Genomic DNA, 13329 nt, shown 5'->3' with positions numbered 1-13329 from the left:
AACGGCGGGATCCGCGCGTGTACCATGGTCATTGGAGCCCCGACGAATCCTGGCCGAAGCGTTCGCTTACCGTTCATGGTGGGTGAAAGGACTACCCCGTTCGATGCAACCCTGCTTCGACGAGGAGGGAATCACCCACATGACCCTTTCGACTCGCGCGCTCCCTCTCCTCCTGGCGGCCGCCGCCGTCGGGCTCTGGGGCTGCGGCGGCAGCTCGGCCCCGGCCACCACCACCCAGGGCGGGACGGTCGCCGGCGACGGCGGCACCCCCCGGCTCGACCAGCGCCCGCTCGACCCGGAGGCCATCGGCCAGTTCCTGGTGCCGCTCCCGATCATCCCCGTTCGCCAGCCCGACACGACCACCACCCCGGGCTCCGACCGCTACGTGGTGACCGCCGTGCAGGGAGTGCACGACTTCGGGCTGCGGCGCTTCGACGGCAGCGCCTTCCTCGATCCGGTCACCGGCAAGCCGGTGAAGACCACCTCCTGGGGCTACGACACGAGCTACCTCGGGCCGACCATCGAGGCGCGCTCGGGGCGGCCGGTGGTGGTGACCTACGTGAACGGCCTCGTGGACGCGGCGGGCGCGCCGCTCGCGCACCACCTCTTCCCGGTGGACCACACCATCGACGGCGCCGGCTGGGACGTGCCGGAGATCCGCCTCGTTCCACACCTCCACGGCGGGCACGTCGCCGCCGAGTTCGACGGCAACCCGCTCTTCTGGTTCTCGAACGACCCCAAGGCGGCGGCGAACGGCATGGGCGGGCCGGCCGGCGATCGCGTGCAGTACACCTACGACAACAGCCAGGAGGCGGCGACCCTCTGGTTCCACGACCACGCGATGGGGGTCACGCGGCTCAACGTCTACGCCGGGCTCGCCTCCTACTACCTGCTCCGCGACGACGCCGAGGCGGCCCTCGGGCTCCCCTCCGGCGCCTACGAGGTGCCGCTCGTGCTGCAGGACAAGTCGTTCAACGACGACGGCTCGCTCTCCTACGCGAGCTATCCGCTCTACAGCACCTACACGCACGGGCCGCTCCTCGATCCCAAGGGGAACCCGATGTACTCGTCGGGTCCGGAGACCTACGGGAACACGGTGGTGGTGAACGGGGTCGTCTGGCCGTACCTCGAGGTGGAGCCGCGGAAGTACCGCTTCCGCCTGCTGAACGGCGCCGACTCGCGCTTCTTCAACCTCTGGCTGGAGGTGGCGGGACAGGGGCCGCAGCCGGGGCTGCAGCTGGTCCAGATCGGCGCCGAGTCCGGGCTCCTGCCGGCGGCGGTGCCGCTCGGCGACGGTCCGGACGATCGCGGGCTCCTGCTCGCGAACGGCGAGCGGGCGGACGTGATCATCGACTTCTCCGGCTTCGCCGGGAAGACCATCGTCCTGCGCAACGACGCCGCGGCGCCGTACCCGATGGGCGATCCCGCGAACTTCAACGCCAACACCGTGGGCAAGGTGATGCAGTTCCGGGTGACGAAGCCGCTCGCCGGCGCCGACACGAGCGCCGTGCCCGCGGCGCCGCGCGCGCACGCGCCGCTGCCCGAGCCCGACGGCACGCGCATCGTGGACCTGCAGGAGCTCTCCGACGTCTACGACCTCTACGATCCGACGCAGGCGCCCTCGGCGATCCCCCGCCACGAGCTGCGGCTGAACGGGCTGCGCTTCATGGACCCCATCACCGAGCTGCCGCGGCTCGGCACGGTGGAGGACTGGTACATCGTGAACACCACGGTGGACATGCACCCGATCCACCTGCACCTCGTGGCCTACGAGGTCGTCGAGAAGGGCGCCTTCGACCCGCTGGCCTACCGGCCGGCGGCGGGCGGCGACATGGGCGTGATGGCGCCGAACGGCTTCCAGAAGGACACCGATCCCGAGGGGAAGCACCCCGCTGATCCGGGGTTCGACGCCGCCTACGCCGTGGCGCCGACCGAGGCCGGGCTCAAGGACACGGTCCGCGTCCCGCCGGGCGGCTACGTGCGCATCCGCGCCCGCTTCGATCGCAAGGGCGTCTACATGTGGCACTGCCACATCCTGGCGCACGAGGAGCACTCGATGATGCGGCCGTTCGAGGTCGTCGCTCCCTAGCGGCGGCGGGCTGCGCCGCGGCGACCCCTCCGTTAACCTACCCTTGACGGAGGGCGTCGCCGTGGCGGAGCGGATCGCGCGTTTCCTCGTAGCGGACCACCGGCGGCTCGAGCGGCTGCTCGACCGCTCGGTCGCGGGCGCGGGGCCGGTGGACCTCGCGGCGTTCGCGCCGTTCCGGGCCGGGCTCCTCCGCCACATCGCGCTCGAGGAGAAGGTGCTGCTCCCGGCGCTGCGCGAGCGGCTCGGCGGGCCCCCGCCCATGGCGCGCCGGCTACGGGTGGAGCACGGGGCGATCGCCTCCCTGCTCGTCCCCACGCCGACGCGCGAGCTCGTCACCGAGCTCCTCTCCATCCTCGAGCCGCACGACGCCATGGAGGAGGACGAGGGCGGGCTCTACGCGCTCTCGGGCGCGCTGCCGGACGCGGTCGCGGAGGCGCTCCTGGATCGGTGCCGCGCCTACCCCGCGGTGAAGGTGGCGAAGTACTACGACGGGCCGCGGGCCTGCCGGACGGCGGCCGAGGCGCTGGCGCTCTCGGCGCGCCAGACCGCGTGAGTCGGCGAGAGACCGCGGCGCGACCGGTCCTTCGGCGCGAGGCAGCGAACGGCTACTTGTTGCGGGCCGAGTAGCCGCTCATCCACGCGTCCTTCATGACCATGCCCTTCTGCCCCTGATCCATCCGGTTCCAGAGGTCCTCGAAGAACTTCAGGTACTGCTCCTTCGTGACCATCCCCTTCTTGTCGGGGTCCATGAGGTGCATCACCTCCATCGGCTTCATCTTCATGAGCTCGCCGATGCTGCGGGGGAGGTCGGTGTTGGACGGGGCCGCCGCCCGGGCCGGGAGGCCGAGGGCGAGCGTGCCGAGCAGGGGGAGCGCGAGGGTCAGCTGCTTGAGCGTCATGGGTTCGCCTTTCACGGTACCTGGAGCGTCACCGGCACGCGCGGGGAGGCGCTCGCCTCGCCCGCGCTGGCTCGCAAGATGCCCATCCGCAAGCGCCGCGGCGTGGACGGGACCCGTTCGGCCGCGCGGCGGGGGGGCTGGCCGGGCGGGCTGGCGCCACCAGGGCGAGCGAGCCTTCCCCCCGGCGCGCAGTCCCTCGTTGCGCGGACGCGGGCGTGCGCCTATTCGGTGAGGCGATGCGCGCTCGCCTGAAGAGCCTGCGGAGCGACGAGATCGAGGACCTGGCCCGGTTCGTTCCCGAGGTGCCGGACGACTTCGCCGTGCCGGTGGTGCTCGAGGTCGGGGTGCTCGGGGCGCGCGGCCGGGAGCGGTTCGAGCTGCTCGTGGTCACGCCGCGGTGGCTCGAGGCGCGGCACGGTCGCGCCGGCACGGTCCTCGGCCACGGCCTGCTGATCGTGTTCGAGTGGGACTACCCGCGCCTGAAGGCGTTCCTGGCCCGGCAGGTGGAGGCCTGCTCCGCCGCGACCTGGCCCGAGCTGGCGCGGCAGGTGGGGCGGATCGCCGAGTGGGAGGGGCGGGACGAGAACGTGGTGGGGCTGAGGTAGCCCCGGCGCCACGCCGCGCCAGGTGGACCTGCGCTGGCTCAGCCGCGAGCGTCGGCGCGGCGCGGGAGCCCGCTGACGAGCAGGATGCCGAGGAGCACCAGCGCCGCCCCGCCCAGGAACGCGGGCGTGAGCGGCTCGCCGAGCACCAGCACGCCGAAGGTGACGCCGAAGATGGGCGTGAGGAACGAGAAGACCGAGAGGCGCGAGGCGAGGTAGCGGCGCAGGAGCCAGAACCAGGCGAGGTAGCTCGCGAAGGAGACCACCACGCCCTGGAAGGCGAGGCTCGCGGCGGAGGTGGGCGTGAGCGCGACGTGGCCCGCCTGGCCGGTGAGCACCGCGAGCAGGAGGAGCAGCACGCAGCCGCCGCCGAGCTGGTAGAGCAGCGTCTGCGAGGGGCGGGCCTCGGAGAGCGCGGAGGAGCGGATCACCACCGTGGTGGCGCCCCAGGCCGCGCCGCCGAGCACGCCGAAGGCATCGCCGAGGAGCAGCTCCGGCGCGAGGCCGCCTCGCACCTTCCCCGCGAAGGCGAGGGCGATCCCGCCGAACGCGACGGCGATGCCGACCCACTGCCGCCCCTGGAGCCGCTCCGACGGGAGGCGGAGGTGGAGCCCGAGCGCGGTGAAGACCGGGGCCGTGTAGAGGAAGACCGCCATGCGCGAGGCGGTGGTGTGGCGCAGCCCCTCCGCGACGAACAGGAACTCGACGCCGAAGAGCGCGCCCGCGACGAGGCCCGGCGCGAGCGTGGCGTCGCGCCAGGAGAGCCGCTCGCCGCGCGCGCGGCTGAACAGCGCCACCAGCGCCGCGCTCACGCCGGAGCGGATCGCCGCCTGCATGATCGGGGCGACGTCCGCGGCGGCGAGCTTGATGGCGACCTGCTGCGCGCCCCAGATCGCGCAGAGCAGCAGCATGAGGGCGGCGGCGAAGCCGTCGATGGGGCGGCGGGTGGCGGTCACGGATCTCCCAGGCGCGCGCGGCGGCCGGAGGGCCGGGCGGGGCGCGGGAGTGTACTGGGGGCGGGCGGGGCGGGGAAGGGGCGCGGCGAGGGGCGGCGCCCCGGCGCTACGGCTCGGAGCGGTCGGGATCGGGGCGGTCGGGAGCGGACGTCGCGCCCGCCGCGCGCACCAGGGCGTGGGCGAGCGCGAGCGGGCCCGAGGCGATGCTCTCCGCGTTGAGCTCGATCCCGTCCTCGCCGGTGCTCCGGGCGCTCGCGTCGCCCGGGCTCGCCACGAGCACCACCGCCGGCACGAGGGCGCGCGTCCACCGCAAGAGCTCCCGCACGCGCCGGCGGCTCGCCCCGGCGCCGGCCAGCAGGATCACCCGAGAGCTCGTCGGCCTGGTCATGCGGGAGAAGACCCCCGAGGCGGCCGGACGTTACACGGAGGGCGCGGCGGGGGCGGGAAGGCGCGAAAGGACTCGCGATCGCGGCGAACGGGGAACGTCCTCGCCCGCCCGGAGCCCGTCCCGCGACGATCAGGTCGCCGCCGGGCCGGAGCGCTCCTCGGCCGCGGCCGCCGCGCGGGCCTGCTGCACGGCGTGCTCGCGGAGGTCCTTCGGCCAGCGCTGGAGCAGGGCCTCGAACCGGGCGGTGTCGCCGGCGAAGAGGGCGCGGCACGCCTCCTCGTAGTTGGGGCGGTCGCCGCCGACGCTCGAGAGGAAGCCGCTCAGCGCCTCGCGGAGCCGCCGGGCGCGCTCCTTGCCCGGCTCGTGCTGGATGGCGTGCTCGACGAGCCGCCGCAGCGCCCCCGAGGCGCCGCTGGGCTGCCGCTCGAGCCACTCCCAGTGGCGGGGCAGGAGGGACACCTCCCGGCTGGTCACGCCGAGCTTCGGCCGGCCCGGGCCGCGCCGGGGCGATCCCCCGGCGCGCTCGAGCACCTCCTCGAGCGTGCCGCGCAGGTCGAAGTCCACTTGGCGCCCGGTCTCGACCTCGAACACCAGCACCAGCTCCGAGCGGTCCAGGTCGAAGCGCTGCTTCAGCGCCGGCAGGAGCTCCGCCAGGGAGCCGGCCGCGACCCGGCGGGGGCCGGCGAAGGCCACGTACGTCGTCTCGTTTGGCATGGCGGTGTTTTACCCGGACGTAATGGGGCGGTCAATAAGAACCGGGTAGAAAGTCCGAGCGCCGGGCCGGGCGCTCCAGGCGCCGCCCCCCGGCGCGGGCGGCCCTGGCGGCCGTCGGAGGTGATCGCCCCGGCTCAATCGCAGCCGAGCGCGCCCTGGAGGTTGCCGATCAGCGCCCGGAGCCGGGGGAGCGCCGGGCCGGTCGCGAAGTCCGGCGGCCGGGGCCGGCCGTCCATCCGCAGCGCGGCGTCGTGCAGCGGCTGGCAGGCGTCGAGGAGCTGGCCCTGCGCCACGAGGCCCTCGACGGACCCGATCATCCCTCCCAGCGCGGCGATGCGGGCTCCGGCGACGCTATCAGGGCCGAGGCCGGTGAGGGCGCCCATCGCGACCATCCGCTCGAAGAAGATCGTGAGCCGCTGCGCCTTCGCGGCGCTGGAGACGTCGGCGAAGAAGGAGCCCAGCATCGGCGGGCAGGAGCCGGTGATCTGGCCGAAGTCGTTGATGGCGACGCCCTGGCTGCTGCCCTGGGGCGTGCCGGAGCAGGTGCCGACGTCCTGCATCGGGCCGGCGAGGCCCCAGCGGATCGAGTGGTAGGTGTGCGGGGCGAAGCGGCTCAGCCCGGTGGCCTCGCCGAGGGCGTTCACCGCGGTCGCGCCCGAGTACGGGGCGAGGTACGGGAAGGCCAGGAGCGGGAACGCGTTCAGGTCCTGCATGGTGCCGGCCTGCCAGAGGAACGCGTGCGTCTCGCCCGAGACGGCGCCCTCGCGGGCGACCTCGGGCGGCCCGATGGCGCTCTCGCCGACCACCTGGCCGGCCGCGTTGACGGCGGTGGCGCGGCTGGTGGTGCCGCCGAGGGTGCCGAGGTCGAGCATCGTGCCCGCTTGCCAGAGGAAGGCGTGCGTGTCGCCGGTGGCGGTGGTGCTGTCGCCGACCACCTGGCCGGCCGCGTTGACCGCGGTGGCGCGGCTGGTGGCACCGCCGAGGGTGCCGAGGTCGAGCATGGTCCCCGCCTGCCAGAGGAAGGCGTGCGTGTCGCCGGTCGCGGTGGCGCTCTCGCCGACCACCTGCCCGGCCGCGCCGAGGGCCGTCGCCGCGCTCGAGGCGCCGCCCAGCGTGCCGAGGTCGGTGAGGGTGCCGGCGCTCCAGAGGAAGGCGTGCGACGCGCCGCCGGCGGTGGTGCCGTTGCCCGCGACCTGGCGCGCGTCGTTGACCGCGACCGCCGAGCTGGACGCGCCGCCTGGCGTCCCGAGGTCCTGCATCGCGCCCGACTCCCAGAGGAAGGCGTGCGACGCGCCGGTGGCGGTCTCGCTCACGCCGACCACCTGCCCCGAGTCGTTGAGCGCGCTGGCCGAGCTCCAGCTCCCGCCGAGCGTGCCGAGGTCCAGCAGGGTCCCGGCCCGCCACAGGACGGCGCGCCTCCCCGTCCCGGCGACCTGGCCCAGGTCGTTGAGGGCGTGCGCCTCCACCGAGATGCCGTCCTGGCTCCCGAGCGTGGTGAACTGCGCGTCCCCCAGGAGCGGCGCCGCGGCGAGCAGCGACGAGAGCACCAGCTTCCCGCATCGTCCGAACATGAGCGCCCCCCCGGTCCGCGGCCGAGGCGGCTCGACCGTGTGGAGTCATCGGACGCTCCTCGGGAAGGGATCTCAACGAGGCATCGGGGGGAGCGACGGAAGGGGGCGGGGCACCCCGTGCGGGCCTCGCGGTTTCGACACACGGAGCGCAACCCAGGACTCGGCGACGGCGGTCGACGAACCGTAAAGTAGGGAGCGCGTCAACGGGATGACTACGGACGGATGTGAACCAGCGACCATATTGCGCCGCGAGTTGTACCGCTCAAAGGGAAGCAGCCGTCACGTCCTTGCAGGTATTCGCAACGAGGAGGAATTCCCGAGCTGAGACAACTAATGCGACCGTAAATGCAGGAGATCGCGATCAGGAGAACGGGGCTCGCATCTCTTTCGGTGGAAGAGGCCGCCCGGCTTGGTGCATCGACTGCGACCATCGACGGGCTCTGCGAGACGGATGGCGTATGCCCGGATTTCGGCGCACATCATCCGGATCGCTGAGCAGAACCTGGACCTCGCCGAATTAATTCGGAGCAGCGGCTCCTCTCGTCCTGCAAGCGCCCTCGCGGCTACTAGCCTGCTCCCGCGTCCATTTCTCGGTGTGGAATTGAGGCGGGCAGCCGCTCAGATGGGAGCGGTGCCGCCCTTCTTCAGCAGCTTCGCTGCGACCCGGAACAAGTCCGGCATATCCAGCCGACCGTCGTCACGGCGGGACATGACGCCAATTCGCTGCATGGCCGCAAATAACGCCGGCTCGTCCTCGTCGTCTCCTCGCGCGAACGGCGGCAAATATCCCTTCGCTGCTGCATCCTTAATCGCACGTTGGACCGTGCCAGCCCGCTTCCACGCTTTAAAGACGACAGCCTCCTCCTGTGGCAACAGGAGTCCTGCGAGAGGGGCAAGGACGCCTTTGATCCACGGAAATTCCTGATGGAGTTGATCGACCCGTGTCTTCGATGCCCGCCGCAAGCCATGCCGAATCCCATCGGGGGTGAACACGCGATTGGGGGGTGGGTCCCCGAACGTGGACGCCCCGATTGCGAGCCCAAGGAAGCTGCGGGGGGTCACCTCGTTGAGGGCGTCTGCGAGGTGCTTCAGTGGCCAATCGTAGGTGTCGCCCTTCTTGTAGCCGTGCGGACCCGACGCCATGTATCGGCCAGCCAAGGCCTTCATCAGTTCGCGCTGGCTATCCTCGCTTGTCGCAAGTTGCCATCGGCGCGCAAGAATCTCCTCTCGCGTCGCAGTCGGCAGCCCGAGTGCACGCAGCAATGCGAAGAAAGACTTGCGCGCCTCGCCAAGTGCGAGGCGGGAGAATAGAAGGCCGTATAGATCGGCTCCGCTCCAAGTGAGCCGGACGGCGCCTGTGCGAATCTTCGGAAGCTCCACGAACAGAAGAGCGTCGTCCTCAAGCTGGTCGGGGCGGACGAATACCTTGGGACGAATAGTCTTCCACGCCCGCATGGCCCAGACCACTTCAAGTAGCGCTTGCGTCAGCATGCGGCGGCGCGGCCACGAGGATGCCACTGTATCGAGCGCGTCGTAGACGACAAGCAGTACTTGGTTCTTGAGCTCCCGAGAACTATGTTCGATGAGGCGTTCACGCGCCTCCACGTCCTCGGCAATCGGCAACAACTCCCTCAGCGATTTCTCACGCCCGCAGGCGCGCTCCAGGGCACGAAGGACGGTCGCCCACCAGAAAATGCGGGCTGAACTTGCGTCCGTGCGCTCCGGAAGGATGGAGTCCAGCTTTTCGCGGTCGAGCCCCTCCGGACCCGGGAGCCCGGTGAATCCGAACTCGACCTCGGTGCGATCGAGGCCCAGGCGCGGGTAGGCAGTTGCGGCTGCGGTTCGCAAAGGCCGCTTAGCGAGCACGCCAGCCCAGAAGCTCTTTCCCGCGCCGCGCGCTCCCTGCACGACCGATGCTGCCGGGTCGAGCGCCGCGGAGTGACTCGGTGGCGCAAAGAGTTCCTCCAACGTAGGAGCCTGAACACCGTGCGCGTCGGAAGAGACGTCCGCCGGCAGGTGCGCGATGGCTTCGCGAATGGCGCCCATGTCGAAGTCTACGCTCAAGGTGCCTCTTCGCCCCTGGATTCCACTGCGGCACCGACGCGACGGAGCAGGTCGCCGAACGTTGCCGAGTAGAGCTTCTCGTCTACCTGTTCGCGCCGGCGCAACGGGTCAAAAGCAACATATCGCGCATCGCTGAGGACCGCGATCGGCTGCATAAGCGGCCGGTCCACAGGCACGACCTCCTCGTCGGGCGTGGATTCGTCGTCCCATGGCACTTCAGTGAACCCCTCCGGAATTTGGATCTCTCCGCCGAGTTCGGCGGCCGGTCGCGACGGACCTACCCGCATGACGAGGTCCTGCCAACGCTGGTTGAACTCCTTGCGCCGAGCGGGGTCTGCGGGAGCCTTAGCTTGGACAGGGGTCAAACGGTCTGCCCATTCAGGGAGCGGGGCGCCCGGCGGGGCGAGCTGAGCGAAACTCGCGAGGAGGGTGGAGTAGCCGTCGAAGCTTTGAGGCTCGTCGAGCGCGAAGAGGAAGACCTCGGCGCCCAGCCCCAATACCGAGGCCGCAGTGGTCTCGTGCAGCCCCGCGCGCGCGTCTATTAGAATAGCGTCGTAGCGAGCCCTATCCACTAGGCGATCCACAAGTTCGCGGATCTGGTCGAAGACGGTAGCGACCGCACCTTCAGGCCCAATTGTCTCCAGGTACGCTCGACCGATCTTCGCCAGAACGTCGCCGGGATGCTCAAGCGATCTCCGGCCGAAGGCCGGCGCGACGTCGATCCGCCCCCCCGCTGGGACCCTCGAGGGGCCGACGAGATCCGCGACGAACCCATCGTCGGGCACTCCCACTTTTCTCTCGACAAGGTAGTCGAGCGTTCCGAACTCGGGGAGTGTCTCGGCACTAAGTAAGAGGGAGCCAAGCCCAGGGGCCTCGAGGTCGAGATCTATGACAAGGACACTGTGCCCCTCTCTGGCCACCTCGGCGGCGGCCACGGCAAGCGCGGTCGAGCGCCCCACGCCCCCCTTCAAACTTGCGAAAACGAACCGGGGTGGTCCCTCTGCGGCGGGCGCGGGTGACCGCACCCAATCGGCGCCTACGATACGGCGATCGATCAGCCGGATCGAGTGCTCGCCGGCGATGACACGAGTAGTCCGGGAGTCCGCTAGGATCGCCTCGGCTCCGGTGGCGCGCGGATCAACGAGGACGCGCTCCGGTCGCGCGTAGGGCCCGAGCACGGCCCGGAGGCGTGCGGAAAGGTTTTCGGCGGAAACGGGTGAGATGTCGTTTCGGGAGAAGAACGCAAGGCGTCCAGTTGCGTCCCGCAGCACGATCCCAGCAGCGAGTTGCTCTGCGCCGAGCGTCGCAGCAATCTCTCGCGCGAGCAACGGGAGCGCATCATCGAAGCGAACCAGAGGCGCGCTCATGCGAACTCCCCCATCATGTTAACGGTCCGGCGTGCTTGCTCCGCCCAGCCATTCAGAGGCTTATTCCGAACCTCTCTCGACGGCGCGTACCGCACGCGGATCTCCCACTCGTTCAGGTACGCGTCGTTCTCGAGAATCCGCAGGAGTGGCACTGCCGTTCTTCCCGTTAGCGCTTCGCGAAGGAGTGTCCGAAGGTCCGGGAAATGCGCCATCAGGATCTCTTTGTCGCGGGCACAGGGCAACGTCTGCGCCATAGCCTTCACTGCGCATTCAGCCGCGATGCCGTATAGATATCCAGCCACGTCCTCTCGCTGGGCGAGCGCCAACTTGTCGGCGGCGTCGAGGTGTCGACGCGCTGCTCCACGCATGTCGATGCTGTAAGCCATCTTTCGCCCTGGCGCTTGTGTACCAGAAATCATCGCAGCGCGGGACTTCGTGTAGTCTTGAGTCCTCCCCGCGGCCCGTCTTCCGTGTCGTGAGGGCGCGGGGGCGATCAGCGGCTCAGCCGTTGCGCGGAGTTCGTGCCGCGAGGGGACCCGCTCGCAGGGGTCGCGGCTCAGGGCAGGTACGCCGCAGGATCGAGCCGCAAGCTTCACGCGCTCGACCACCGTGTAGAAGCTCCCGGCGTCGCGGCGGACGTCGCTCGCGCCCATCGGAGGGTTCGGGCTGCCAAAAGGTTGGGCGGGTTGCGAACGAGGGCAACTTAGTCAATGTGCCCCTGCCCAGAAGGTCGTTGTAATTGCTTCGGGTCAGGACCTTCGAAGACGGTTGAAATCGATGGCAATCCCGGCAGCGTCGATTTCCTCGGCGAGCTTGTACCGCCAAGCCCCACCATCATCGAACGGAACGTAGACGAGACCACCTAAGTCGGAAGGTACCTCGACTTCAGGCTTGTACAGGACGCACACGCGCTCTCGGCCGAGCTTCCCCCAGAAGAACCCGAGTTCGAGGATCACGTTCTGTCGAGCTCGCGGTCGGAGTTCGTCCCCGGGCGCATCTTCAGGAGCCCCCACATCATCCGGCGTGAGCAGCACAACCGCGAACCCTGCATCGGCGTGCGTCTCGAACTTCTCTAGAATCGTTCTCCCCTGGTTGGCCTGCTCGTGCAGGACGATCGGCTTGACCTCGAGTTGCTCGAGAAGGCGAGCGGTCGCCTCCCGGGCGCCAAGGTCATGCCCGTGGACGACGAAGGCCGTTCGAGGTATCTGCCTGACTTCACGCCCAGTCGATGCGCTGCCTGTGCTGGAAGAGGGGGAACGGGGCGGTTCTTTGTAGAGCTCAAGTCGGCCGCTCAGAGATAGAATCCAGTTGGTTCTGTCGGCTACCAGCTGACCAAGTCGATTCTGTCGCTCCCGCGGACTTTCACCTCGCGAGAGGAAGAGGACGGGGCTACGCCCGGCGTACAAGTATTCTTCCGAAACGCTCGCGTTCGTGAAGAGCTGGGTCAGTAGGAGTTTGTTGTACTCGTGCCAGCCCTCAGCGTCCGGCTCCGACTGTAGGGAGAAGTTCTGGGAGAGGGCCCGCCCCTTCGTGATGCGGTCACCGAGCTTGGCTGCGGCTTCCCCTCGGGTGACTGTCAGTTCCGGTGGGCGCTCTGGTTCTGCGGGCCTGGAGTTGCTCTTCTTCGCCATCCTGCTCTCCGTAGAAGAAGCCGGTGGGGCGGGGAACGCATCTTATCGTCAGAACGAAACAGGGCCCGTCACCAAAAAACTTTGGGGTGACGGGCCCTTAGATGGTCGGGGCGACTGGATTTGAACCAGCGACCACTTGCACCCCAAGCAAGTGCGCTACCAGGCTGCGCTACGCCCCGATGACGACAGGGACCCGCTACCTAACATCCCGAAACCCGGCGGGTCAACCCGATTCACGGGACCGCCGCCGGCAGCGCCAGGACGAAGCGGGCGCCGCCGCCGGGTCGGGGCTCCACGACCACCCGGCCGCGGTGCAGGTCGGCGATCTGCCGCACGATCCAGAGGCCGAGCCCGAAGCCGCCGCGCTCGGGTGAGAGCTGCACGAAGCGCTCGAAGATTCGCTCCCGCTCGCCGGCGGGCACGCCGGGCCCCCGGTCGCTCACGGCGACCACCGCCCTCGACCCGCGCCGGTCCACCGCCACCTCCACCGGCGCCCCGGGCGCGTGGCGCGCGGCGTTCACGAGCAGGTTGGTGAGGGCGCGGCCGATGCGCCACGGGTCGAGCGTCGCGACCACCGGCCGGGCGGCGCGGACCTCCACGGCGCACCCGGCCCGCTCGAGCAGCGCGGCGCACTGCTCCACGGCCTCGCGGGCCAGCTCGCACAGGTCGCAGGGCTGCAGCCCGGCCTCCTCGGGCTGACCGGGGTGGCCGAGGAGCTCCTCCACGGTCCGCTGCAGCCGCTGGCACTGCCGGATGGCCCGCTCGAGGCGGCGCGTGAGCTCCGCGGGGGCGAGCCGCTCGCCGGCCTGGAGCAGGGTCTCGAGCGAGAGGCCGAGCGCGGAGAGCGGCGTCCGCAGCTCGTGCGACGCCACCGCCAGGAACTCGTCCCGCCGGCGCAGCTCGAGCTCCAGCGCGGTGGCCCGCTCCGCGCTCCGCCGCTCGAGCGCGCCGGCCGCCCGGCGCAGCTCGCGGGTGGCGGCGCTCACGGCGGCGTTCTCGAGCCGGTCCCAGCGCTCGTCCCGCGCCGGGTCCGGAATCGCCTCGTGTC

At 70.4% G+C, this 13329-nt stretch carries 13 protein-coding genes and 1 tRNA gene; 3 read left to right on the top strand and 11 right to left on the bottom strand.

Annotated features, from left to right (window positions below; all coding sequences use genetic code 11):
* Positions 1–139 precede the first annotated feature (139 nt).
* Positions 140–2089: a multicopper oxidase family protein gene (locus tag AMPC_RS07725; protein WP_248345569.1), complete on the top strand. Its 1950-nt coding sequence runs from the start codon at positions 140–142 to the stop codon at positions 2087–2089.
* Positions 2090–2132: 43 nt separating this feature from the next.
* Positions 2133–2642 carry a hemerythrin domain-containing protein gene (locus AMPC_RS07720; protein WP_248345568.1) on the top strand — a complete coding sequence of 170 codons (510 nt, stop codon included), beginning with the start codon at positions 2133–2135 and terminating at the stop codon, positions 2640–2642.
* 52 nt (positions 2643–2694) lie between these two features.
* Here AMPC_RS07720 and AMPC_RS07715 read toward each other — a convergent pair whose 3' ends face one another.
* Positions 2695–2988, bottom strand: coding sequence for a hypothetical protein (locus AMPC_RS07715; RefSeq protein WP_248345567.1), 294 nt, complete (start codon positions 2986–2988; stop codon positions 2695–2697).
* Positions 2989–3224: 236 nt separating this feature from the next.
* On the opposite strand from AMPC_RS07715, the gene AMPC_RS07710 reads away from it, so the two are divergent.
* Complete coding sequence (locus AMPC_RS07710) at positions 3225–3593, top strand: immunity 8 family protein (RefSeq protein WP_248345566.1); 369 nt, start codon at positions 3225–3227, stop codon at positions 3591–3593.
* Between the two features lie 38 nt (positions 3594–3631).
* Here AMPC_RS07710 and AMPC_RS07705 read toward each other — a convergent pair whose 3' ends face one another.
* The 10 genes from AMPC_RS07705 to AMPC_RS07660 all read right to left on the bottom strand — a co-directional run bounded on the left by AMPC_RS07705 (position 3632) and on the right by AMPC_RS07660 (position 13267).
* Positions 3632–4546, bottom strand: coding sequence for a DMT family transporter (locus tag AMPC_RS07705; protein ID WP_248345565.1), 915 nt, complete (start codon positions 4544–4546; stop codon positions 3632–3634).
* Between the two features lie 106 nt (positions 4547–4652).
* Positions 4653–4934, bottom strand: a complete 282-nt coding sequence (locus AMPC_RS07700) for a hypothetical protein (protein WP_248345564.1) — start codon at positions 4932–4934, stop codon at positions 4653–4655.
* 129 nt (positions 4935–5063) lie between these two features.
* Complete coding sequence (locus AMPC_RS07695) at positions 5064–5648, bottom strand: DUF2239 family protein (RefSeq protein ID WP_248345563.1); 585 nt, start codon at positions 5646–5648, stop codon at positions 5064–5066.
* 134 nt (positions 5649–5782) lie between these two features.
* Positions 5783–7219 (bottom strand): hypothetical protein, encoded by a 1437-nt coding sequence (locus tag AMPC_RS07690; RefSeq protein WP_248345562.1) that lies wholly within the window; start codon positions 7217–7219, stop codon positions 5783–5785.
* A gap of 618 nt (positions 7220–7837) precedes the next feature.
* Positions 7838–9265 carry a hypothetical protein gene (locus tag AMPC_RS07685; RefSeq protein ID WP_248345561.1) on the bottom strand — a complete coding sequence of 476 codons (1428 nt, stop codon included), beginning with the start codon at positions 9263–9265 and terminating at the stop codon, positions 7838–7840.
* A 14-nt stretch (positions 9266–9279) separates the two neighbouring features.
* Positions 9280–10650: a KGGVGR-motif variant AAA ATPase gene (locus AMPC_RS07680; protein ID WP_248345560.1), complete on the bottom strand. Its 1371-nt coding sequence runs from the start codon at positions 10648–10650 to the stop codon at positions 9280–9282.
* A complete protein-coding gene (locus AMPC_RS07675; RefSeq protein ID WP_248345559.1) occupies positions 10647–11036 on the bottom strand; it encodes a hypothetical protein in 390 nt (129 codons plus the stop codon). Before AMPC_RS07675 ends, AMPC_RS07680 begins: the two co-directional genes overlap by 4 nt.
* Positions 11037–11399: 363 nt before the next feature.
* Positions 11400–12281, bottom strand: a complete 882-nt coding sequence (locus tag AMPC_RS07670) for a TIR domain-containing protein (RefSeq protein ID WP_248345558.1) — start codon at positions 12279–12281, stop codon at positions 11400–11402.
* A 102-nt stretch (positions 12282–12383) separates the two neighbouring features.
* A tRNA-Pro gene (locus tag AMPC_RS07665) sits at positions 12384–12460 on the bottom strand.
* Between the two features lie 54 nt (positions 12461–12514).
* Positions 12515–13267, bottom strand: coding sequence for a sensor histidine kinase (locus tag AMPC_RS07660; RefSeq protein WP_248345557.1), 753 nt, complete (start codon positions 13265–13267; stop codon positions 12515–12517).
* Positions 13268–13329: the final 62 nt, after the last annotated feature.

It is taken from the genome of Anaeromyxobacter paludicola (assembly GCF_023169965.1).
Taxonomy (GTDB): Bacteria; Myxococcota; Myxococcia; order Myxococcales; family Anaeromyxobacteraceae; genus Anaeromyxobacter_B; species Anaeromyxobacter_B paludicola.
The sequence above is the reverse complement of the archived record's forward strand: the minus strand, read 5'-3'. Positions and strand labels throughout refer to the sequence as shown.